Source organism: Tenacibaculum sp. IMCC1 (genome assembly GCF_054906355.1).
The window spans coordinates 3,141,375-3,167,631 of the sequence record NZ_CM142818.1 but is presented as its reverse complement, the minus strand read 5'-3'; the positions used below and the strand labels follow the sequence as shown (position 1 = coordinate 3,167,631).

General features: G+C 32.5%; 11 protein-coding genes. 3 read left to right on the top strand and 8 right to left on the bottom strand.

Going from position 1 to position 26,257, the window contains the following annotated elements; all coding sequences use genetic code 11:
* Positions 1–3: 3 nt before the first annotated feature.
* Together ACXIHB_RS14705 and ACXIHB_RS14700 are read right to left on the bottom strand one after the other, a co-directional pair.
* A complete protein-coding gene (locus tag ACXIHB_RS14705) occupies positions 4–579 on the bottom strand; it encodes a YceI family protein (protein ID WP_159615938.1) in 576 nt (191 codons plus the stop codon).
* A gap of 18 nt (positions 580–597) precedes the next feature.
* Positions 598–1,107, bottom strand: a complete 510-nt coding sequence (locus ACXIHB_RS14700) for an NAD(P)H-dependent oxidoreductase (RefSeq protein ID WP_159615940.1) — start codon at positions 1,105–1,107, stop codon at positions 598–600.
* A gap of 111 nt (positions 1,108–1,218) precedes the next feature.
* Here ACXIHB_RS14700 and ACXIHB_RS14695 point away from each other — a divergent pair, with 111 nt between their 5' ends.
* Both ACXIHB_RS14695 and ACXIHB_RS14690 read left to right on the top strand, forming a co-directional pair.
* Positions 1,219–1,575: a winged helix-turn-helix transcriptional regulator gene (locus ACXIHB_RS14695; RefSeq protein WP_125344477.1), complete on the top strand. Its 357-nt coding sequence runs from the start codon at positions 1,219–1,221 to the stop codon at positions 1,573–1,575.
* 318 nt (positions 1,576–1,893) lie between these two features.
* Positions 1,894–2,169: a hypothetical protein gene (locus ACXIHB_RS14690; RefSeq protein WP_159495380.1), complete on the top strand. Its 276-nt coding sequence runs from the start codon at positions 1,894–1,896 to the stop codon at positions 2,167–2,169.
* Positions 2,170–3,059: 890 nt separating this feature from the next.
* Here ACXIHB_RS14690 and ACXIHB_RS14685 read toward each other — a convergent pair.
* The 5 genes from ACXIHB_RS14685 to ACXIHB_RS14665 all read right to left on the bottom strand — a co-directional run bounded on the left by ACXIHB_RS14685 (position 3,060) and on the right by ACXIHB_RS14665 (position 14,996).
* The gene (locus ACXIHB_RS14685; protein WP_462098538.1) at positions 3,060–4,565 is read right to left on the bottom strand and encodes a calcineurin-like phosphoesterase C-terminal domain-containing protein; all 1,506 of its coding nucleotides are present in this window, start codon (positions 4,563–4,565) and stop codon (positions 3,060–3,062) included.
* Positions 4,558–6,360: an alkaline phosphatase gene (locus ACXIHB_RS14680; RefSeq protein WP_462098537.1), complete on the bottom strand. Its 1,803-nt coding sequence runs from the start codon at positions 6,358–6,360 to the stop codon at positions 4,558–4,560. Before ACXIHB_RS14680 ends, ACXIHB_RS14685 begins: the two co-directional genes overlap by 8 nt.
* A gap of 79 nt (positions 6,361–6,439) precedes the next feature.
* On the bottom strand, positions 6,440–8,023 hold the full coding sequence (locus ACXIHB_RS14675; protein ID WP_462098536.1) for a RagB/SusD family nutrient uptake outer membrane protein: 1,584 nt from the start codon (positions 8,021–8,023) through the stop codon (positions 6,440–6,442).
* A 17-nt stretch (positions 8,024–8,040) separates the two neighbouring features.
* Positions 8,041–11,109 carry a SusC/RagA family TonB-linked outer membrane protein gene (locus ACXIHB_RS14670; protein WP_462098535.1) on the bottom strand — a complete coding sequence of 1,023 codons (3,069 nt, stop codon included), beginning with the start codon at positions 11,107–11,109 and terminating at the stop codon, positions 8,041–8,043.
* A 176-nt stretch (positions 11,110–11,285) separates the two neighbouring features.
* Positions 11,286–14,996, bottom strand: coding sequence for a two-component regulator propeller domain-containing protein (locus tag ACXIHB_RS14665; protein ID WP_462098534.1), 3,711 nt, complete (start codon positions 14,994–14,996; stop codon positions 11,286–11,288).
* A 271-nt stretch (positions 14,997–15,267) separates the two neighbouring features.
* Between ACXIHB_RS14665 and ACXIHB_RS14660 the strand changes: the two genes are divergently transcribed.
* Positions 15,268–15,444 carry a hypothetical protein gene (locus ACXIHB_RS14660; protein ID WP_462098533.1) on the top strand — a complete coding sequence of 59 codons (177 nt, stop codon included), beginning with the start codon at positions 15,268–15,270 and terminating at the stop codon, positions 15,442–15,444.
* 47 nt (positions 15,445–15,491) lie between these two features.
* Here ACXIHB_RS14660 and ACXIHB_RS14655 read toward each other — a convergent pair whose 3' ends face one another.
* Positions 15,492–26,237, bottom strand: coding sequence for a LysM peptidoglycan-binding domain-containing protein (locus tag ACXIHB_RS14655; protein WP_462098532.1), 10,746 nt, complete (start codon positions 26,235–26,237; stop codon positions 15,492–15,494).
* Positions 26,238–26,257 lie beyond the last annotated feature (20 nt).

Sequence of the window (26,257 nt, the reverse complement as noted above, 5' to 3'; positions counted from 1 at the left end):
GTTTTAAAAAACCAAATCAACTACCAAATCAAACTCGTCGTAAATTGCTTTATCTTTTAAACCATCAAAAAAGCTTGTAGAACCGTATTTTACATCATACTTTGCTCTATCTACTTTTAACGATGCTGTTGCTTTTTCTCCATATACAGAAATTTGAAAAGTAACAGGATTTGTTTTATTCTTAATTGTTAGGTCAGCTGTTACTTCGTACGAATTCTTTCCTTTAGCTTTCACCTTAGTAAAAACTAATTTTGCTGTTGGATGATTATTCACACCAAAAAAATCGTCTGATTTTAAATGCCCTTCTAACTTTTTTTGGTACTCTCCAGATAAATCTGTCACAGCTATAGAAGTCATATCTATTGTAAACTCCCCTCCTACTAACTTCTCTTTTTCAAAGTTTAATACTCCTGATTGTAAACTAACCGTTCCTTCGTGAGAACCTGTTACTTTATAACCTTTCCATACCACTTTACTTTCTTTGGTATTTACTTTTTTTACTTCTTTTATAATGGTAGTAAACGATAGTGTTGCAAATGCAATGAATACGAACACTAAAGGATTTTTTAAATTTTTCATTGTTTATGGTTTTTATAATTATAAGATTAAATCTGCGTATTGTTTAGAATTTACTTTTATATCTTCAAACTTCGGATTGTCATTAGCTCCGTAAAACACGTGTAATGGCAACATTTCTAATCCGCAATACTGAAACGAAACAGTCACTGATTTTAATAACTCTTCTAAAGACACAAAACTGTTATAGGTTTCTTCAGTACCTCCTGTAGATACTGATAAACGGATTTTTTTTCCTTTTAACTTATCTCCTTCAGGTCCAAAAGCCCAACCATACGTTAATACCTCATCCATCCACTTTTTAAATAAAAATGGCGTGTTGAACCAATGCAACGGAAATTGAATAATAATACTATCATAATTCAATAATAACTCTTGCTCTTTTGCTACATCAATATTTAAATCTGGATACTCTTTATATAATTGATGAATGGATACTTTATCCTCATGCTGTTGTAGCTCATCTATCCAAGTTTTGTTAACTCTTGACTCCTCAATATTTGGGTGTGTTACAATTACTAAGTGTTTCATTCTTTTATGTTTACTTATTTTTATATCACAAAAGTATGTATATTTGCTATACAAAAGTAACTACTATACTTTAGTATACCAGTATACAAAAGTATACCAACCCAAAAAAACATGGAAGCAGTTGTTCAAATGGAAGAGCTAAAAAGATGCTCTGTTCAATATGTATTAGCATTAAGAGACACTTTAAATGTAATAAGCGGAAAGTGGAAACTATCTATCATTGGTAGCTTGTTATATGGTAAAATGCGCTTTAAAGAATTGCAACGAAATATTGGAAAAATTTCTCCAAGGATGTTATCTAAAGAATTGAAAGATTTGGAAGCTAACGGAATTATTAAGCGTACTATTTACGATACCACTCCTGTTACGGTTGAATATGAATTAACAGAATCTGGAATGCGATTACATACTGCTTTAGATGTGATGGTTAAATGGGGAATTGAGCATAGAGAATTAACTTTAAAGTAAGTTGACACTTCTTTATTATTCCACCCAACATTACATAACGTCATTACGAACGAAATGCTGCAAAGTGACGTAATCTCATGAATAAGAGCAACTCATAACTTTGAGACCTCTCACATCTGTTCGAGGTGATAATAATCAACAAACAAATTGCTTCGTCATACCTCCTCGCAATAACGATAGTTTAAAAACAGGTTACTTCCTCCCTACTCTTTATTATTACAATAAAAAACACTTCGGAAATCCACATTTTTTTCTGCATATATCACCTTTTAAATCATTATTCCAACAAGTAATTTTGCATATATAAAATCATGAATTATGGAAGAAGTAGTTTTTAAAGCCTTATTAACTGATACTAAATTTAATAGAATAGATAATTTTATTCAAGAAGTAATTAACACTAACAAAAATAACGGAGCTACCTACGAGTCAGTAAGAGAGTCTATTATAAAATTGGTTTTATACCGATTTATTAAAATAGACACTAACGCTTCTAACGACTGTATTCTACGAGAGAATAATTTTTATCAAGCTCGTGAACTTGGTAGTGTGAGTTCTTGGTTAGAAAAAAGACGTACTTACGAGTATTCTTAATAAAGTTACTTACACACACTAAAGTCAAATTGGATAACAACCTAATCCAGTAAATCAAAAACGGTCATTTCGAACGGATACTGAGCGAAGTCGAAGTGGAAAGTGACGTAATCTACTGAATGGGAGTCACTCACAAACATACACTTTCATTTTGTCTTGATACAAAACGAAACAAAAAATCAAGATTTATTTTTCCTTTTTTGAATTCTACGTTGTATTCCGTATTCGAATCCAGACCGTAAACTCTTTGGATTCTCTTATACTCCATAACCTTGAATTCTAGCAAAATAAAAATAGGTTGGTTTTTACTCATAAGCCTTCTTTACTTTACAATGACAATAATAAAACGTCATTACGAACGGACACTGAGTCCTTCGACTATCGCTCAAGATAAACTATGATCGAAGTGGAAAGTGACGTAATCTCTTGAATGGGAGTTACTCATAACTTTAAGACCTCTCAACTTACTTCGTAAACTATCTTCGTTTAAATATATTTTGAACTCGATAATGTTCGAGGTGACAGTAATCGAGAAAAAGATTGCTTCGTCCTTCCTCCTTGCAATGACGATAACAAAACCGTCCTCAGAAAACAAGCCAAAAATTACACCGCAAGAAACGTTATAAATAAAAAGCTGTTTGAGCGATAGCGAGTTCTTTTTATTTAGTTTTGAGGATGATAATTTTCGTGTGAAGGTTTCGAAAGACTAGATTTTTTGGTTCTTTTTCATCAATGGAAAAAGAATAACAATAAGAAAAAAATACAAGCAACTCACAACCTTAAGATTTCTCAGTCGTAAGCTATCTTCGAGTTGACTGAAACCAAGAAAAAGATTTCTCAGTCGTAACCTCCTTCGAAATGACCGTTATCAAGAAACTCCCCTCCTTTTGTTATTGCTTGTAAAAAACTCTTACGTCTTCTGCTTGTAATTTTAATAAGTCGTCTTTCACTCTAACTCTTATTAAATGCATTCCTTTTGAAAGGTTTTCAGATATTTTAAGCCTCCATAGGTGTTTACTTTTTGTAGTTGGTTTGGGCATTTTAGATAGTTTTTGTCCTTTATACCTTCCTAATTCTTGAAGTAAATAAAATCTTTTTAACTCTGGTGCTACTCCTTGATAATACTCCATAGATTGCCATGTTGTACCATCAAAAGAAACCTCAACTTTTGTAGATTCTCCTCCTGCAAACACATTCGCATATACATAAGGTTCATTTAAAATGTTCATTTCTGTATCCCATTCTTTGTTCTCTGGAACCCAAATATGCATTTGCTTTTCTATAGGTGCTCCTGAAACCTTATAACTAAGATGATAATCTTTATCTTCTGTTTCTAAGAACCAATATCCTTTTGGGGTACCATCATACATCATCGCAAATGGAACTCCATGAATATCGTGCGCTCCTTGCCACCAAGCACCACAAACCGCTCCTCCTACTAGCTGATGTACTGCTTGTTTCTGATTTCTTTGAAAGTAGCTATGGTATTGTGTATGTGTATGCCCCGCAGCAATCAATACTTTGTCAAAAGGATTCATTAATGATATGAATTCTTCCTTATTACTTGTATACTCCAAAGGGATATGCGTAAAAACTTTTATCGAGTTATACTTGGTTGCAAACTTCTTAGTAATGTGAGACACAAATGTTAATTGATCTTCATCAAACTTACCTATATACTCACGATTATTTATTGGGAAATTGTTGTTGAGCACCAAAAACAGGTTGTTTCCGTATTCAAAAGCATAGTACGAAGGTCCAAACGAAGCTTCGAAAGTTTTGTCTCTGTTAGAAAGTTCTTGTTCTCCAAAGTTTAAATCGTGATTCCCTATTACATAAAACACAGGTACTCCAACCAACCCTAATGATTCTGATAGAGGTTTAAATATGTTAAGATTATCAAAAGAAAGATCGCCTAAAGGAATAATAATGTCTGGTTTGTTTTTTACTAATTCTTCTGTTACTAACTTATTAACATGATGAATATCATCAATTACATCTGATTGAGGATCTCCTAACAACGTTATTTTCACCTTGTCTTTTTCCTTATTAATATATAACGGAAAATCAAATGATTTTTTATTGGTTAACTCTTGAAATAGATAGTAAAACTTCAAGTTATTTTGTGGGGTACGTGGTGAAACGTACCCCTTTGGTTTGATAATAAATAGTGGATTATTCTCTAAAGTCTTTATTTTATAAATCCCTTTAGTATTTGTTGCTACAACATCTTTTCCATTGCTTACAAGTATACCTTTAAGGACTTTATCTCCTTTGTCATAAATTCCATTTTGATTCTTATCATGATAAACTCTTCCTGAAATTTTAGGCAATTGTCCTAAAGCTACTTGTACTATAAGTACTAATAAACCGAAAAGAAATCTTGATCTACTCATTAGTTTTTACCTTTAAGATTTTTAGAATCTTCCCTAAAAGATCGCTATTTTCATAAACTCCTTGTAATTTATCTGATTGTGGACCGTATGCAAACAAAGGCACCATTGCTCCTGTATGATCGTGAGTTGTAAAGTCTCCTTCAATCATATGGTTTTCTACATTTCCTTGTGGAATAGAAAACCCTGAAGTTTCATGATCTGCTGTAACAATTACTAAGGTATTTTTATTAGCATCTGCAAATTTTATCGCTTCAGTTACCGCCTTGTCAAAATCAATTCCTTCTGCTATAATTCCATGGGTATCGTTAAAATGTCCATAACTATCTATTTGAGCTCCTTCTATCATTAATAAAAACGGTTCTTTTTTCGAGTTTAAAAAAGACAAACTACGTTGGGTTGCTTTTGCTAAAAAATTACCTCTTCCTTGTTTGATTCCTGGCATTCCTCCTTCTGCAGTAAAAACACCTATTCTTTCTTCATCAGTAGTAATTTCTTCAATAGTATTTTTAATACTGAAGGGCATCGTTTGTTTATTTAAGAAGTGTTTTGCTCCACCACCTATAAACAATGAAATCTCACTTTTTTCAAGATCTGTAGCTATTTGTTGCATATGTGATCTATCTTTTTGATGTGCGTAAAAAGCCGAAGGTGTTGCTCCTGTAATTTCATCAGTAGTAATTAAACCAATATTATAATTGTATTCTACTAATAACTCACTGATGTTTTTTACTGGTTTACCATCTGGTCCTACACCAATTGCTCTATTGTATGTTTTGGTTCCTGTTGCTATAGCTGTACCTCCTGCAGCAGAATCTGTTGTAAAATCGTCTGAAGATTGTGTTTTTAAAAACCCAACACTTCTTAATTGAGTTAATGTTAAATCTCCACCATTTGCTAAAGCTGCTGCTGAAATTTGAGATACTCCATTTCCATCACCAATTAATAAGATGATATTTTCTACTTTTTTGTTTTTTTGATCGTAGGCGAATGTAGGTTTGTAAACTTCTGATTTTTCTTTATTGAAGCTCACTCTTTTTGATAAACTTTTAAGGTATTTAGTAGCTTCAAAAGGTTGATCGGTATTTATGAAATCAACTTTTAAATCTGTAAAAACTTTCCAAGCTGACTCTGAATCTGGAGCTCCCCAAAAACGAAAAGGCTTGTTTAAATTGTGTGCTGTTTCAATTACTTTTTTTACTCTTTTAAGATCATCTGCAACCATTCTTCCTTTTCCGTTCCATACAGAATAGTTTTTATAATCAACACTAATTAACCCAACCTTATTCCAAGCTTCTTGGTTTAAAATCTTAGTTAATTTTTGATGGTCGAATTGTATATAATCCGGATAGTCTACATAATCTTTGACCTGTGGTTTTCCACCTGAAATAACAAACTGTATATTTTCATTTTTAGTTAAATCAGGATACTTCTTTAATATTTTTACTAAATGATTTAACGTAATGTAAGGTTCTGATTTTAAATCTATTAACAACTGTATTTTGTGTGTAAGTTGAAGATCATTCTTTAAAGCAGTTCTTAAAGGATCTAAATAAAGCGACTCTATAGTGTGTTTGCTGATAATCTCAGCTGTTTCGTGTGCTACAAATAGGGTATTATCTTTGAATATTACATCTATTTCTAAAGAATGAACTCCCGCTGCATAGGCTTTCCAAAAAGGAACAGATTGTTTATAATCGTTGTGAGAATGTACTTTATAAGTAGGGTTTGAGGTTTGTGCTTGTATAGCTCCTACTCCTAGTATTAGGTATAAAAATATCTTTTGAATAAATTTCATTTTATGCATTTATAAAAAAGATGTCGCCTCAACGACATCTTTTTGTTAAACTTAAATTAAACTAAAAAAATGACTAAAATTACCATCCTATGTTTTGCTTGATTCCTGAAGAGATAATTGCTTCATTAGGAATTGGCCATACATGCATATAACTAGGGTCAAAATTTCTTGCTTGCCACACTTGTTCAACAGTGTAGTCTGAATCTGGGTTTGATCTATCTGTGTGAATTCTACCATATAAAGGTTTACTATATACTTCAGCAGCATCTCCCCAACGTACTAAATCGTAGTGTCTGTTAGCAAACTCACCAGCAAACTCAACTCGTCTTTCGTGCTTTATATCTTCTAATGTAGCATTGGTAACTGGAGCTAATCCTGCTCTTTCTCTTACGCTGTTTAAATCAGCATCTCCGTTTCCTCCTTGTTGTATTAATGCTTCCGACTTCATTAACAATATTTCTGCATAACGCAGTATTGGAGTATTATATAGTGTTGTTGGTGAGTTACCGTTGGAATTTATATACGTTCCTACTGGATTTTCAAATGTATACTCATACATGTATTTGTTGAACTGAAACCCTGATAGTGAGTTTTCTGATTGGTATCTTTTTGTTTCTCCAAAAAATTCAAACTCGTCTCCAAATTTTAAGATGGTTACTTCTCTTCTTGCATCGTTAGGTTCAAATTCGTTATACAAGCTTTCTGTTGGTGTATAATATCCCCAACCGTTATATTGCCCCCAGCCTTTATTTTCTAACATTACACCTGGTAAAATACTTCCGCCTTCAACACCTGAATTAGCAGACCAAATATATTCACTCGTCCAGTTATTAAGATGACTGTGTAACAATCTGAAATCTTTTTTAGGGTTATCTGTATCAATAAGTGCTCTACCTGACCCTGAATTTGTTACTGCATCACAATAAGTTACCACATTAGCATATTTAGAACTGTCGTATTGTGCCCAATACAAATAGGTTTTTGCAATATATGCTAAGGCTGCATCTTTATGTGCGCGTCCGTAATCACCTTCTCCCATTTCAGTAAAAAGAGGTAATAAGTTTGCCGCTCTTTTTAAGTCTTCAACAACAAATTCATAATTTTCTATGACGCTTTGTGGTCTTTCATAGCTTCCTGCTTCATCGTTCATATTCTCTTCGGTAACGATAGGAATTCCTCCGTTTGAACCGTTATCTCCGTAAGTATGCGCTAACCAGAAATAATGAAATCCTCTCATAAAGTAAGCTTCACCTAATAAACGATTTTTAGTTGACTGACTAATATTCATTAGTGGAACGTTTAAAATAACATCGTTCGCTCTCCTTATTATCTTATAACTTTGAGGATACATCCAAGAGGTATATCCTTCATCTCCAGTTATATTAAAATTTTTCACATTATCTGCTGTAGCATTTAGTCGCCCTGTTACCATATCATCTGATGCATTGATATACCAAAAGAATCCTCTTCCAAACATATCATCATCTTTCATATAATAATATAAACTGTTTACTGCTTCCAAAGCATCTTGTTCTGTTTTCCAAAAGTTTTCATATGAAGTACTTCCTAATGGATCTAGATTTGTAAAGTCATCTGAACAGGAAACAAATCCTACTTGAATACTTACGATGTATGCAATTAGTTTTATATATGTATTTTTCATCTTCTTGTTTTTATTTTTTATAATGACAATGATATTCCTGCAGAGATAGTTCTTGCTGAAGGATATCTACCTACATCTAATCCTTTACCTCCTACTTCAGGATCCATTCCACTATAGTTTGTGATTGTAAACAGGTTTTCTCCTGAAACATAGATTCTTAATGATGATTGACTTAATACAGAACTCATTTTACTTGTTGGTACTGTATAACCAAGTGTTACGTTTTTAAGTCGTAAGTAGGAAGCGTCTTCTAAGTACCAGCTTGAAGTGGTTCCGTACGTTTGGTTATTATCTTGTGTTGATAATCTTGGAATATTTGTGTTTGTATTTTCAGGAGTCCAAGCGTTTAATACACCATTATCTAAATTATATCCTTGTTGAGAAGCATTGAAAGCTGTAAACTTATATGCATTAAATACTTTAACACCTCCTACTCCTTGGAAGTTCATATTTAAATCAAATCCTTTATAATCTAAATTTAATCCTAAGTTATAGGTTACTTCTGGTAAATAACTATCCATAAAAACACGGTCGTTATTATCTATTTTACCATCGTTGTTTGTATCTTGAAACTTAAAATCTCCCGGTACTGCGTTGGGCTGTATTAATTGTCCATCTTTACTATGTGCATTGATTTCTTCTTGTGATTGGAAAATTCCTAAGTAAGGCACTAAATATGTAGCGTATAATTCTTTTCCTACTACAGACCTGTACGGATATAATGTGCTTCTAACATTATCTGAGTGTGCTATATAATCAATTCCACTACTGTTATACCCATTAAGGTTCTTTAATTCATTATCAAGAAAACTAGCGTTTGCACTAATACTATAATTTAAGTCTCCTACATAATCTTTATACGAAACTGCAAATTCATATCCTGTGTTTTTAACTTCTCCTCCATTTACATCAGCAGCCGACGTTCCTTGGTGAATATCTTCTAGTCCAGGAATAATCATTCCTTTCGTGGTTTTCTCAAAATAATCAGCAACAATAGAAAGTCGGCTGTTGAATAAATTCATATCAATTCCAAAGTCTAAAGATTCTGAAATTTCCCATTTAAGGTTAGGGTTTGATTGTCTTCCTACATACGTACCTTTATCGTCTAAAGAACCATCTGCTCCTAAAATAACATTTGTGGTGTTTAAAGGAACATCAAAAGAGTAATACCCTACAGAGTTTATATTTCCTATTTGTCCCCAAGATGCTCTTACTTTTAAATTATTAATAGCTTCAATATTAAAGAAATCTTCTCCTGATATTTTCCATGCTGCTGAAGCTGATGGAAAATAATCTGCCTGATTTTCTTTAGCTAAACGTGAGGTTTCATCTCTACGAATACTTCCTGATAAGAAATACTTACCTTTATAGTTATATAGCACCCTTCCTATTGCAGAAGTTAAAGCATCCTCGTACACATCTGTCTCTGGAGTTCTAATTACTGATGCATTAGACATGAATTGATTGAAAGGTTCTTCACTACTAAATCCTTCTCCTTGCTGGAAATAGTATTCGTAATCGGTAAACTGTGACGAGTAAACAGCGGTAAGATCTAAATTATGATTTCCAAAACTCTTTTTATAGCTTAATTGATTATCCCATACCCAACGCTTAGTATCTGAGTAACTCTGATATAAATAATTGTTTAAATTCGTTCTTCCTAACTCAGGAATTTTTGGAGAAAACTTTTTATATTTCGTATCCGTAGTACTATAGCTATAACTCGTTTTAAACTTTAATCCGTCCGTAATGTCGTAGTTAAGGTATACGTTAGCGTTTAAGTAATTAACAGGATTACTAATATCTGGACGTAACAACAAGGCTACAGGATTATATACGTCTCCGTAAGCTCCTGCATAATTTGATAAATTTTCTGGTACTACTCCACTAAAATTTCCGTTTGCATCACGTATTGGTGCTGATGACGGCATGTATAATGCATTTACAATACTACCTGAGTAAGAACTTGTTGAGTTTGTACCTACTGCTTCACTTCTTGAATAATACACATTTTCACCTATAGTAATATTATCTGTAAGGTGTATGTCTGTTTTTACTCTAAAAGAAAAACGTTCTGAATAGGTATTTAGTAATAATCCTTCTTTTTTATGATAACCAAAAGAGGTCATATAATTCATCTTATCAGTAGCACCACTTATATCCATATTGGTATTGTACATAGCTCCTGATCTAAAAATAGCATCCATCCAGTTAGTACGTGTTACTTGACCCCATGGATTTTGTTCTGCATCGTGAGCAGACTGTCTTGGAGCACCTGCATTATCTGCCGCCATATTGTATACATCTGCTTGTTGCTTTGCATTTAAAGGCGTAGGTAATTTAGCTGCTGATTGCACACCGCTATAAAAGTCAAAACTAATTCTTGGTTTTCCTTTTTTCCCTTTTTTAGTTTCAATTACAATAACACCAGAAGCTGCTTGTGCTCCGTATATTGCAGCAGCTGCTGCATCTTTTAAAATAGATACCGATGCGATGTCATTAGGATTAATTGCTGGCCCGTAATACGGTACACCATCTACAACTGTAAGAGGTTCTTCATTCGCAAAAGAACCGTACCCTCTAATTACTACTTTACCGTCTTCAGATGGATCTCCTCCTTGTTGTAAAACAGTTACACCAGATACACTTCCTTGTAAAAAATCATTTAACATAGATACTGGCCTACTAGACATAGATTCTATGTTTTCTACTGTTGAAATTGCTGAAGTAAGATCTCCTTTTTTTGCACTACCATAACCAATTAGTACTACCTCATCTAAAACGCTCGACTCTTCATTAAGTGCTATTGAAAACTCTTGGCTTCCCGAAAAAGGAAGTTCTAGTGTTTGAAACCCTATAAAAGAAACTACTAAGGTTCCTTGATCTTTATTTACACTTAGCGTAAACTTACCATCAAAATCGGTAGCTGCTCCATTCTTACTTTGCTCTTTAATAAGAACAGTTGCTCCGGGAATGGGTTCTCCGTCTGTTTTAGACACAACGGTACCTTTTAAAATAGTTTGTGCTACCGTTCCGGAGACTACCCCGAAACATAATAACAATATAAATAAATAGTGTTTTTTCATTTGATAATTTAGGTTTTGATTCTGAGACGAATCTATTTCAAGATGCTTTTTAAAGAGGGTCAAATGGTTTCAAAAAGGAGTACTTATATTTCAAAAAGCCTCATAAAAACACCTTAATTCTTACACTTTTGTTTCAGTAACCTTCTGCTAACATTAGCCTAATCTGAAGCTAACTTTTATGCTACTACTTTTTGTTCTTTGTAAGCTTTAGGACTCATATTAAAATGCTTTTTAAATTGCCTGCTAAAGTATTTTGGATTGGCAAAACCGCACTCAAAACTAATTTCTGAAATGTTTAATACATTTTGACCTAATAGGTGTTGTGCTTTTTGAAGTCTTAGGTTAATTAACACTTCTGAAGGAGATTGTTTGAGTATTTCTTTAAAAACACGGTAGCATTTTACTTTAGATATTTCTAATTTTTCTTGAAGACTTTCAATATTAAAAGTATGATCGTGCAAGCATTCATGCATATAAGTAAGTGCCTTTTTTACTAGCTTTTCGTTTGGTGATAGTAATTGCTCGTCTTTATGATTCTCAATCCAACCGATGTGATTTTTTGTTTCAAACAGTTTTTTTCTACTACTTAGTAAGTTGGTTAGCTTTGCTTGTAAAAAAGTTTTACTTACTGGAAGTTGAATGGTAACATCTATTCCTAATTTAGTAATTTCTTCCATTTGAAAGTATCCAATTTCTTCTGATAGATATAATATAGGACAGTTAGATAGTTTTATATTTTCTTTACGGTTTTCTAAGAACTGCACTACTTTATTTGTAAGTTTTACATCATAAAATACTATAGTATCTACATTGAGACTTGAAAGTGCTGAAAATAATTTATCTACATTGTTTTCAAATATTAAATGATAAGTTTCTTCTCCCAATAATGATTGTAATATCCCATAGTTCATTTCACTAGTCAATACCAACACTTTGTGCTTGCCTTGTGGGAGCTCATTTATCATCCCTATATGATTCCACTGTATCATTGAGGCTTTTTCTGAGGCTACTTTGTGAAAGGGTACTTCTACTTTTATTGAAATAATTCCTTCTTCAGAATTATTTATATCCAACTTTCCATTTAATTCTAATAGTAAATCTTTCGCTGCTTTAAAATAAGGACTATAGCGTTGTAAACTTTTTATATTATTAACTAAAATACCACTATCAGAATTTACTTTTAGTATTAGTTTGTTTTCTTTTTCTGTATAGGTTATTTGTATGTTACTACCTTGATTACTATACTTTATAAAGTCATTGAAAATATATTTATAAAAAAGTTTAAAACGAAGTAAATCAATAGTTATCCACTTGTCTTCTACTTGGGTTTGATAGCTAAGATTTATTCCTGATTGTAGTAATTTTCGTTCTAAATTTTGGGTTAAATGATGTAAGAATGTATTGATTTTTATTACCGATTTTTCTGTAGTGTTTATTCGGTTTACTTGTTCTAAAAAATCCCACTCCGTTAATACATCTATCATGGTTTTCGCTTGACTAACTAATTTTGTTTGTATTTCATTTGGAATGTTATTTTGCTGACTATATTGTAGCATTTGCATTAATGGCTTTTTAAACTCTGCCAATACAAACGTTTTAAATTTATCTATTTCAAAATCTTCGTTTTTTAATTTGTGATGTAAAGCCAGTACTTCTTCTTTTTGTTTGATAATTTTTCGGTTTTGATCTTCGAGCTTTACATTAGCTTTTATTAAGTCTTTCTTCTGCTTATTAATTATAGCTGTTCGTTCATTAATTTTTTGTTTAAGTTTTTCTTGGTAAATTTTATCTTTACGAACTTTATACCCTAAACCTAAAATGAGTATAATTACCCCTCCTGATGCTAAACTCCATGCAAACCAAGAGGTTTTATAAAAGGGTGGGGCTATTACTATTTTTATAGAAAATATATTTGTTTTAGAAGCACTTAAACTATTTTTCACTTCTAAAACATATTCTCCAGGTGGTATTTTCTTATATAAAATAGGGGTTGTTCTATACACTCTCCAATCTTTATCAAAGCCTTTCAACTTATATAAAATTAAATTTTCATGATTTTTTCGGTAGGATACAGGAGTTATACCTAGGCTGATATTATTTTCTGAAAATGTTTTTTCTACTACACTATTATTATTTTCTACCCCATCTATTTCTACAACTAATTGAGGGAGATTCTTATTAAACTCTATTAATTCAGGAGCGAAGTAATTAACTCCATTAATACCACCAAAATACAACACCCCCTTGTTATCTTTATAATAAGCTCCTTCTGAAAACTCTGGAGCTTGCCATCCTTCTTCTGGATGTAAGACATTTACTTTATAGTTTTTTCTATTTATTGAAGCAAGACCTTTAGTTGTACTCACCCATATGTGTTTTCCTTTAAGAATTACACTGTAAACCATATGGCTTGGTAAGTTTTCTTTCTCTGAAATAGTTTTTACTACTCCTTTTTTACGATCAAAAACTGTTACTCCCCCCAAAGTTGCTATCCAATACAACCCTGTTTCTTCATCTTTATCAATACTATATACACTATTACCTGTTAAACCATTTTCTGTAGTAAGGTGATGTTTTTCTCCATTATTCCTATTAAATAGGATCATTCCATTATTTTCTGTTGCTAAAGCCAGTTCTTCACCATTAACAAAAACGTCTCGAATATGATATGCTTTTAAAAACTCGCTTCCTTCAACATTTTCAAACTTATTTTCTTTTGTGTTGAACACTGCAATTCCTCCCCAACAAGCAAACCAAATTCTACCATTGTTAGTTTCTGTCATTGCATAAATCCTATTTGCTGGTAGTAAAGGATTCTCTTTTGCTTCGTAATAAGACACTTTTGTTTTATTTATGTGAATTAGTCCTGCATAGGTACCAACCCAAATAGAACCGTCTGTAGCTGTATATAAACTACGTATTCTTTCCCAATCTTTATTTTCTTTTGCTTTCTCTAATCGTTTTTTAATAAAACATTTGTCTGATTTACTATAGTTATATAATCCTTTGGTATAATAACCTAACCAAAGATTATTATCGTTGTCCATTGTTATAGCTCTTACAGTTTCATTAGGCAAATGCCTATATTCTACAGGATGGGGAGCAATAGTGTTTATATGTTCAGACCCAACGTAAGCCATACTTAATCCTCCATCTTTATGACCTAACCAGATGTTACCAAAGCTGTCTTCATAAATTTTTTCAATTTCATTTCCTGTAAAACTGTAAGGGTTATATAAATCGTAGGTATAGTGCTCTATTTTTGTTTCGTGAATATCTACCTGATTATTTCTTATTACATAAAGCCCACTTTTTCTTGTTGCATACCATATATTTCCTTTTCTGTCTTGATAAGATTCATTAATAATTACTTCAGGAAACTTGTTAAGTAATAATTGATCATTAATTAGTTGTTTGTTTGTTTTTACTTGTGTTTCGTTTACCTTCAGGAAACTCATTCCATCAAACTCTAAATATTGTCCGCTTTTAGTTTCTACTACAAGGTTATTTTTCTTTGACAGCTTTAGGTTAACAGGAGTTTCAGAAAAATAAAAATTTTGAAAGATTGATTGATTTACAAACCTACTTACGGTATTATTATCTGTTAAACACCAAATTGTTTTAGTCCCATCTCTTTGTAGACTATAAATTACATTTCCTGCAAGAGAAGTTGAGTCATTATTTATATGTTTGAAAACTTTAAAATCTTTACCATCATAACGATTAAGTCCATCCCAAGTGGCAATCCATAGTCGTCCTTTAACATCACTTATAATATCATTTACTGAGTTATTGGAGAGTCCATCTTTTGTAGTTAATGTTTTAAATTTTAACGATTGACTAAGACTTGTAGTAACAATTAAAAAAAAGAAAAAAAACAACCTCATACCAAACAATTTCATCTTTTATAACCGACAAAACTACTTTAGAGAAAACACAGATTGACCATAGTAAAATTAAGTTTTGATTACCTAAATGTTAATATTCCAACCTACCATATAACTAAGGATTGTTAGCTAATTATAAATTATATTAATACTAAATTTTAGCCCTTTTTTATATAAATATAAAAAAGGGAAAGCCTTACTTATTTTACGGTTTTTAAAAAGTTTAAAGAGTACTAATATCCTATTTTTAAGAAATTTAAAACAACTAATTATGTTACAACACATTTCAACCTTAGGATTGACATTAACAAAAAAAGAACAAAAACTTGTTCTAGGTGGTGCATTACCAACATGTAGAGTGTGCTTTGATTATTGTAAATCTCAAAACTTTCAGACTAAAGAAGAGTTTAGTTCTTGTTTTCATGATTGCAAACAAGAGCTTTGTTAAATTTAAAAGCGGACGAAAGTCCGCTTTTCTTTTATCTACATCTATTCTTATAAGTTTTTTATGTACTTATAAGGTAGTACTAAATTTGATAATTGTATTAGTGGTAACTGTGTTTCGGTTACTTCAGAGAACACAGACAAATCAAATGAAAAATAGGCTTCTGTTGTTGTTGGTTTTTTATCTTCATACCATTTTTCTAGTGCTTTTGCTAACTGACATACAAAAGGTGTATCAGAAGTAATTTCTTCTGAACATCCCTCAGTCGGTATTGTATAGTCTTCTGGAATTTTAAAAGAAAAAGGTGTGTATAATAACACTGGTAATTGAACCGGTGGTAAATCACTTTTAGCTGTTTCTTGTAAATAGTAATTCCAATAACTTGTTACCTTAATTGTTTGTTGATGTAATTGATCGTACGTAAAGAATGTTTTAAAGAATGTTGCCAAATGTTCTGACAAAGACATACTGCTTCCATTCTCATCTAAGATTTTAGCTATATTAATTTTAGTATTATTACTTAACAACGGTATTAGTTTATTAGAAAATCTAATTAAAGGAGTTCTGTAAATAAACTTAGGATTTGTAGGGTTGTCTTCCACCAATCCTTCATTTCTAATTACTGCAATTCCTGCCCATGTATTTTGGAACTGTAATACATTTAGTCCGTTTACCTCAACTGTTCTATTTGGTATTTCAAAAGAACAAGGATATCCTAAATACTCCTTTACCTTGGCTTTAGGGTCTTTTACGTACCAATACGAATTTTCAATTGGTGCTCCAGATTCATCCGTTGCTTGTACTCTTGTATAATTATTTATGTTAATTAATGGAGCACTAGGAATCTCCGCCAGCTTAAATTCATTCATAAACAACTGCTTGTCTATTTCAGACATATCTTGAGGAAGCACTATACTTACTACCAAACGCTTACACTCTTCACCTCCTTGGCAATCACAAGTAGTAGTAAAATGTGGATCTTCTTTTTGTTGTATGATAAAATTATAAGCACTTGTAGTTTCTGTATCCCCCACTTGAGAAGCTTTATAAAGCATTGCTTTTTTATTATGTTCATCCCAAGCTAATGATAAATTATTAGTTAACTGCACCATAGCTTGCATTGCATAAAATGCTTTGTCAAGATTTGGATCAGTCTCATCAGATGTAGGAGATATTAGGGTTAAATATTTAGTCATATCATTTAATACTGATGACCATACGTTTACCATTTGGGCCATATCGTTGAATAGACTACGTGTACTACCACGTTTAGCTTGTAGGTTATTATCCTTACTATCAAAAGTATTAAACCTAACATCAGAATAAATTTGGTCTTGTGCTGCTTGATCTTCAGAATAAGTGTACGTGAAATTCCATTCTGAAGCTTTCTCTAGAACTTCTTTCGTTGTATCACCTACTACTGACACTGCTTTACCTTCTTGAGTTGTTAACGTTGGTGGTTTTGGATAATTACGAAGAACTATAGGAATATCTACAGTACCTAAAGACTGCTGTAATGGAGATTTATCAAAATCAGGTTCTACTGTTTCAGCTAAATTAACAGGCACTATAAATGTTAACCATTTTGATGCTTGATATCCTTTTACATCTGGCACATCTGTAATATCAAATTCAACATGAGTAATTTGATAATCCATTCCTAGAGGCACTGTCGTAAACTCTTTTGTGTTTTTAGTAGAAAAGATAAAAGATATATCAGATGTTTTTTCTCCATCTTCGTAATCTAACTGTATTTTGGCATTAGAAATTGAATACAGTTTACTATCTCCTTCTGTACTACTAACAATACTTGGAGTACCATATAAACGAGGAGCTATCTGATTTTGACCTTCTCTTGCTATTCCTGATTCGGCAGTAACTTCCATTTGTACCACTGCATTAACAGAATAAGTATTTCCTAACTGAATAAGTAGTTGTTGTTTAAACTTTTCTTGAGCATTTAATTTTCTTGTTTCATTTACTTCTGGTGCTGTAAGAATTGGCTCTACCTTAGTTGAAATAGTTTCTGCCAGTAATGATTTAGCTTTGGTTATGGCTTCAAGGTAAGATGTAGCATCACTATTTAAAGATTTTAAAAACTCTTTTTCTTCTTCAGATTTTAATTCATCTACCAAAAATGCTGGCACTGCATATTCTGAACTTAAGAAAAGGTCAATTGCATCTAAACATTGTTTTCCCCAAATATCCATATCTACATCCGTAAAGTTCTTTACTGTACCTTTTTCACAATCTAGCCCTTTACCTGTTACATAAGAACATATCGGAACATCCTTTTTAGATACTAAGCTAGTGGAAATTGGTAAAGGCGCATAAAAAGATGCATTTAATAAACTATAAGTATAGATCTGTATCTTATATGTGGTAAACTCTTCTTGGGTAAGAACTCCTTGTAACGCTTCATCAAAACTAGCTTTACTCATATATATAGTTCCTACTAACGGAGTAATCTTATCTACTACAGAACTAGGAACTCCTAGATTTGATAGTTTAGAAATTGAATCGTTTGTAAGTTCATAAGAACCTGCTGGCTCAACATTCCAATAAATACCATTGCCTGGTTTTAGTCCCATTCTTACAATGTAAATAGCTTCATTTTTCTGACTTCCAACCAACTCTTTATCTATACCTGTAGCTATTTTAAGTACGTATTCATTTTCTTGATAGAATGTTTTTTCAAAATTGACCGCAAATTTTGTTAATGAATGATTTTGAACTTTCTCACCTGTACTATTTTCTTGTTCAAGATTAGGAACATAAGTATTTGGCTGAACAACTGTATTGGTTGAAGTAACCGATGAACTATCTTTAAAATCGTTGTTAACAAAAGAAAGATCTCTTTCCATACGTAATGCTACTGTTAACTCAAAAATAGAAGCTGTTTCCAAGTTTTCTATTGCAACTGGTTGTTTTATTGAACTCATTGTTGGAGCTGTAGGAACCGATTGACAGTAAGCAATAGCATATAAATAAGCGTAAATTTCTTTTACAAAATTATTGATTGGTGCTAAGTCTACATCAGTTTCAATTCCTGGTAGCAATGAAGTGCTTAATGAAAGTGTAACCGTATTTTGATCTTCTACATAAGGATTAAATTGATTAATTTGATAGTATATGTTGGTATATACAGCTAAATCGTGTAATGCATTTTTTTGATACTCTGGTGCATCTGGATTATTAGGGTCAGATACGCAAGGTTTACCATCTGTATTTAGGTATCGTGTAACATCAAAAGAGAAATTTAATAACAATTCTCGGTCTGTATCATTTTCTAAGGTTACATCATAAGTGATAAACAAACTTGGCCATTGCGAGAACCCTTTTAATTCATCAAGGTATCCTACTTGCACTGGTGGATTATTAAGAGGTGATTTTGTATTCAACTCTGGATTACTAAACGGTGTTACCGTTTCATTACCGTAATAATCAACCCAATCAAAATGTATTTGTAATGTGTTACCTATACCTCTATATGGATTGTCTTCTTTTTGAGGGAATCCTACCAGGTAAGAATTATTAGGGTTATCAACCGCATACTGTGCAATAGGTATTACTTGATTATAAGTCCAAGGCGAATTAGTATTCTCTTCATTTTGGTCTTTATCATTCGATGGACCTGAAGGTAAGCCTACAATACTTTTGTTAAAATATCTGTTAGCAACTACTTGGTAGCTTAATAAATTGTATAAGTTATTCAAATAGGTTTCTGCATATCCAGCATCACTTGGATTATCTGGAGGAGTTCCCGGATTTGTTCTACTTAACTCAAAACCTGCTGTACCTTGTTGTATTGATGATACTTTATGAACTACCTGATCAACTATAGCAAATGTTGTATTGACATTAAAAACAGCTGCATCTTTAATTATAAAAGATAATGTATCAACATCTATAAAATAATAATTAGCAATGCTCTGCATCGTATTACCTGGTGTACCTTCTCCTGTTGTTATTTGATAAGTAACTGTAGGTATTTCTACCAATTGCCACACAGGTAAACTATCCCAATTGTCAATACTTGGGTTAAGGCTCTTAACATCATCTGGTTTTACATTAAAATATTCTGCAATAGCAGTTAAATTATTAGACGGTGTATCAGTTGAAAGACCAACCTCATATTGCAATCCATCCAATACAATTGGTTTTGCTGAGGTATTAAGTTTTACATCCGTTTCATTGAAGTTAGCGAGCTCACTAATTAATATATTGTATTGAGATGAAATGCTTTGTAGCGTTTCATTTGCTGAAGTCGTTGTATAGCTTAAATCTTTTTGGGCTTTAGATTCTGCATAAACGATAGAAGATGACGTATCAATTTTGTCTCCCGTTATAGCGCAGTTCATAAAATCTTTAAGAATATTATTATATGAATTGCTATAAGTAACCAATAATGATATTGTTCCATTTCCTGAACTATCAAAAATAGTATCAGGGAAACCAGTATTCCCTTCAATTTCGTTGTATAATAAATAGTATCCTCCAGACCTCGTAATACTACACTCCCATAACAGTTTTACAAAATCGTATAATGAATTTAAAACTCCATTAGGTTTTTCAGCTTCTTCTATTTCAAGACTTTTTTGTAATGATTTTAATTGTACTGGATTTGTTTCTGTTGATAAGTTAGATTGAACTATAAATGTTTTCATATTTAGATTTCCAACAGAAAGTAATCCATCACTTCCTTCATACAACCATTGTATATCTTCAATTACTCCTTGATTATTAGAAGAAGAATTAGGGTCTAAAACTCTTAATAATCTTTCTAAAACCTGTGTTCCTGATTCATTCGCTCCTATTAACTCATAAGTAAATGCACTTGTACCCGGGGCAGTATCGTCAGCCTGCTTTTTAATGTCTATTTCTAAAAGTGTAGACCATCCATAATACTCAGAGTTTTTATAATCCATTGCTCCAGTTGTGGCATTATATGTTCCTATTTGAATATCCATAGCTGAGCCAGCTCTTTTAGGTATCGCTATCTGTTGTATAAGACCTGATGGGAAATTCCAAATTAGTGGAGATATTTCAGTTTGTCCTCCCAAACTACCATAAGGAAGGGTTACCTCTCCTGAGGTACTCCATTGCGTAACTGTTTGAAATGTATATTGAACAGGAATTAAACTATAAGGCTTCATAGCTGCCAGTTTTAAAATATCTGGCTCAATACCTGTTTGTTGAGCATAAGTAACCACAGTAGCTATTTGTGATATGTCTTCTGGGGTTAACTGTATTGGTAGTGTCGCTTTTTTAGAATCTCCTGAAGGAACTTCTCCGTTAAATTGCAACCAATTTAATGTAGTGTTGATTAAATTAATCGTAAACCCTTCTTTAACGTCACTTGGTATTTCAAATTGTTGTCCTGTTAATCTATATAATGCACAATCATCACCTGTACATGGAGAGTTTGCATTGAGTGTTAAACCTGGTAAGGTAGTTGGCAACCTCATTCCATGAAGTTGATATCTCGACACCATACCTGATAATTGTGTATATGATTGTTTTGCTTTGAAATAATCTAATATACTTTGTACATCTAAGCATCTTAATTCTGGTATGTTTGCTGTACTGTAATTATCAGAATCATAAAATAAATTATTGATTTGTTGGTTATGATAACTTGTTCCTAAAACCTCAGAGGTTGTGTTATACTTTTGAGCTATTTTACCTAAGGTTTCTGCATCATCTGGATTACTAAAAGTAGCAGTTGTATGAACGAAAGGTTGAATTAATAATACCCCTAATGGTTGTACTTGCAATGATTGAACTTCTGCATCATCAGCAAGATTATTTACTGTTACTGTATTATCAGGAGTACTTAGTTTTTTTGCTATACCTGTTAAAGTATCTCCAGGTACAATTTCATAAGTAATATTATCATAAACAAATGAATTACCTGATATAAATAGTCCTGGAACAGATTGGTTTTGTAGTAATAAGTCTGAAACTGAAATATTATTAAATATAGTACTAGCTATATTAGTAAAGGTATCTTCACTTTTTGCTGTATAATTTGCAGCAGCAATAATCAAGTTTGCTTCCGTAGTTAAAAGTGTATTTTTCTGAAAGCTTGAATCATTCGCTAAATCTGCTACGGTAGTTTGCAATCCTGTAGCTACCTCGTTAATAGTATCAGTTGCTTTTACCGTATAAGTCTTGGCATCATACATAATTTCTTGAACCTGTAATAATCCTGGGATAGCTGCATTTTGTGTAATCAGTAATGCTGTTTCTAGGGCGTATTTAGCTCCGATAGAAACAAAATTGTCACCATCAAGAATAGTGTACATTACTCCAGTAATTTGAATATCAATTCCACCATGTAAAGGATGAGATTGATTGGCCTTAGAAAGGTTACTTACCTCAACAGCATTGGTTGTTCCATCAGAAGTGCTTATACTATTAGCCCAGTTTGCCATGGCATTTAGACTGTTACCTTTAGATAATGGATATGTGTAATTTTTTAATGCATCTTCTGCGTACCCTATAAGTTGTTTTCCTATAAGTACAAAGTAGTCTTCAAATACAAATGTTGATAAAGAATGTTCTACTGAGGTGCTTTTTTTCAGGGCTGCGTTCGTGTTTTCTTCAGATACTTTTACAGCTAATTCATTAAACCACTTTTTAACTTCAGATAAATACGCATCTGTTGCCATATTATATGTGCTAAAATCAACATCAACTCCTGCATCTGGAACAGATAATTCTAAATCGAAAAACATTGGGAATACGGCTGCTGTTTCAGGTTTTGAACTTTCTGTAACGTTTTGAATGTTCACTGCTTCAAATGTATCTTCAAGGAATGATAATAGTTTATTTGTAGGAATTGGTAATGGCGTATCTTCATTTGACAACAGAGCTAGTAATAACTGTAAATCGGCCGCAGAAACTGCTAATTCGTCTGCCGTAGCTCTCGTACTTTCTGTAGCTGTTTCATCTGCATAGTTTTGTATTAACCATCTAAAAAAGTCTTGACTTAAATATTCAAACGATGAAGTAACTGTACTATCTGGGTTTTCTGCATCAGGAGCATCAATCCAAAGTGAAGTGACATACTGAGCTGTTTGACTCTTTAAATCCCCATTTTCTGATCCAGCAACAGTTAAATGTGGAATAAAATAGATATTTAGTGTAGGTGACTTCTCTTCTGTACTTACCATTAATTTAGAGCTGTAATGCATGTCTTTGATCGGTAACTCCGATAATTGGCTTGATTTTGCTGCATATACCAAAGCTCTGTCATCAACAGAATCTGAAAGTTGTCTGTTCCATGGAGCCATACTTGTTTGATCTGTACCAATGGTAAGATCTGTTCGTATTTCTGCCTTGAAGCTAAAGTTAATTTTAATAGAGAATAATCCTAAATTTATTTTTGCTGAAACTTGTACATCTACTGAAGCTACAATAGCCAGAGGCATTTTGTTATAAGCTTCTAAAGTTGCTTGTGCATATACTTTTACTGTTATATTTACAGATGCCGAAATAATTCCAAAATCTAAAGAACCATATAATTTACCAATTAACCCAAGAGTTCCTTGTAACCAATAGTAATAAGAAGTTTCGACTTCTGTCTTATTATTCTCTTGAAGAGTTCCTTGATATGGATGATATGTAGCAATTACCCCTTCTAAAATACCAAAAATTGTAATGCTAAATCCAGCTTTTAATACTCCGTAATTAATACTATAACCAACACCTACCTGTAAACCTATTCCAAAAACAATTACTGGATTAAAATTACCATAATTAGTTTGTGGTACTTTTTTGGTAGTAGCACTGCTCAGTTTTCCGAAGTAAAAACCTCCTGATCCCATTGCTGGAATTCCTGGTGGTACAATAGCCTGTAAGGTAAAAGATCTTGAAAAGTCAAGTTTATATGGAAATCCTATATCTACCATAAAATCACCATTAGTATAAATGGCTAAAGCAATAGAAGGAAGTGTAATATTAACTGCTCCGAACTGCAAATATCTCAAGGCGTCTGGTAGTGTAAGTGCTATTTGGTATACTCCTACTCCATCTGATATTTTTTTATACATAATCTCAAAATCTAAGCCTGCAAAAATTTTAGCTTTATCACCTGCCATGGCAATTCGTAAACCGTATAAGTTAGGGTCATTGAATACGGCTTGCATTTCTAATGTCCAAACTGGTTTTTCTTTGGTACCAACATTAAGGATTCCAAAATCGGTACCTATTAACCAATTGGAGTTTTCATTAAATGAAAGTAACGAGTTTCCTGAACCAGGACCAATAGGTACTTTGCCTTTTTCTGGAGTTTCAAATGCTTTTTCCATAGCATCTGTAACTTCTTTTATTGATTGGTATTGAGCTGCATTATTTAGCTCAACATGTTGCCCCATAGCTAATAAACGTAGCTCAAAATATTGCGTTCCTTGTCCAGGAACCTCTGGCATATTTTTTACATCTTGTCCTTTTTCTTTATTAAAGACATTACTGTCGTTAACAGCTGGTACTACTGAACTACCATCAAATGCTATTTGAACACCTTGTGCATTTTTTGTTAGCTTAATACCATTGATTGTTATGAATATTAAATCAAGACTTTTTGGTAATTTATAATCTACTACTACCTCCTTAGTATCTAAATTATAAGTAACCTTAAATCCATTTAAACTTATTTTATTGAGAATATCCCAAGGAGCATCTAATTCAAAGTTAGGATCGAATAGCATTTTCATAAATGAGGTAAGTAACGATCCTACACTCCAATTTTTAATCTCAAAAATGATCGTTCTACTTTCTCCTGCAACATTATATTTCGCTATAAATCCTTCCCATTCAATCATTAATAATTGGTCATCACCATCAAAATTATAACCAATTTTAACTTCAGCATTAAAGTATTCAAGTAAAACACTTCCCATTACACCGCCAGAATATTGCTTTCCTGCTGCTTTGGTTTCATCATATTTTAAGGCTAACGCCGCTGCAATATCAATTTTCTGATTAATAATAGGGAAAGTAAACTTCCACTCCACACTCGTTTTAACTTCATAAGAGCCTTTTTCTGCTCCATTTGGAATATCTGCGGTTAAATCAAAACTAGTAATTGACAAATCTGCTGGTAAAAAACTAGTAGGCAACTCAAAGCCCACTTTTTTAAACAAACCGTCCATCAATTGTCCTAAGTTTAACTTGTCACCTGCAGGCATGTTTATACTTAAATCCCACCCTCCATCTTCTGTTGAAGAATTATAATTTACTGCTGATTGTAATCTTAAATCTCCTATAGAGAAAAGACCACTAATAGCAGCTGTATATACATTTGAACCTGTTCCTGTTACTGGAGAAGTAGAGGTAAGTTGTAATGCTGCATCAGTTAATGATATATTGGTAATAAGGTTCATTTCAATATCTCCTGATGCAAAAAATGCATAGTATTTACTATTGATATCCATATCAATACCAAACCCTGTAAATACTACACTTACCAAACTTTCTGGTATTTTTATAAAACCGCCTGTTATGGCTGCTAATAAATCATTAATTGAAACGGTTCCATCAAAAGCTGCTGATAAAGTAAGATCAGAAGTAATTTCTACATCAAAACCTCCTTTGAATATGGTTGGAAAAAAATTTACTCTTGATGTGAAAAAAATACTCTGAGCATTGATTGTTCCTGGTCCTAATATCCACCAATTTACATCAAACTCTTCAACCGAAAAATTATCAAAGAGGTTCCATGTACCAACTGACCCCACTTGTGCTGAAACACTATTTATTTGTACCCCATTAGTAAAGTTTAAGGAAGTTGTAAACCCTTTGAATGCAATACTATTTAAATACTGTTGCAATGTTGGAGGAATATTACTAAACCAATTATTACCAGCCATTAATGAGAACATATTTAATGGCGTAAGTGGTTTTTGAGGATCTGACGATATTGCAATATCAAAAGCTGATGATTTTGGAGCAACTGAAGTAGTGAAATCCATTTGAATATCTGTCCCAAGATGCAACTGTAATTGAAAAAATAAAGAAGGTGTTTGACTTATTTCTGTTGTTGATTCTGAATCTTCTTCTAAAACATCCTCTACAGATTCTATCTTGAAACCTACAGCAGGGTTACTTACTTCTAAAAACAAAAGAGATACAGGAGTAGCATTTATAGGTACAATAAGATTCATATCTGGATATAAATACTCCTTATTATCTACTTTTGATGGATCTAACATCCCTGTTAAAGGAAGTTTTGTACTTACCGACCATGATGTTAAAAAATCAACAACATCAGCTAACCAATCTGTAAGAGTTATCATAGCAGAGAAATTCTGCCCTTCAACTAAAGGGATGTCTGAATTTTGCCATTTAAAATTATCCTTTTGTTCTGTACTAAACATAAAAGATGGTGAAGTATAAGGTAACCCATCAAAAACACCTCCTGTCATATATTCCCAACTAGTCTTAAAAGTCCAATCACTTAATGCGATTTGTATAGTAAACTGAGCTTCTCCTTTCTCATCAACAACAACCTTTAAAATAACATCTGTATTAGTTTTTTCTACATTTAAAATGTTTGCTTTAGCATTACTTATGGTCAATGTATTCCCTGCTGGATCTGGAATAGATGTTTCTGACGTATCTATCAATAAAAAAGTTCCTTCAGCTAACTGATATCCTTTAGACAATAACTCATCTAAGTTTTCTGGAGGTGTTAATTGAGAAGCAGAAAAAGTAGCAGCATTAATAGTGATATTTCCATTATTAGCAGCTGCCTGATCTCTAAAAGTGGTTGTTAAATTATAAAGACTCATAATACGAGGTGTATATATTG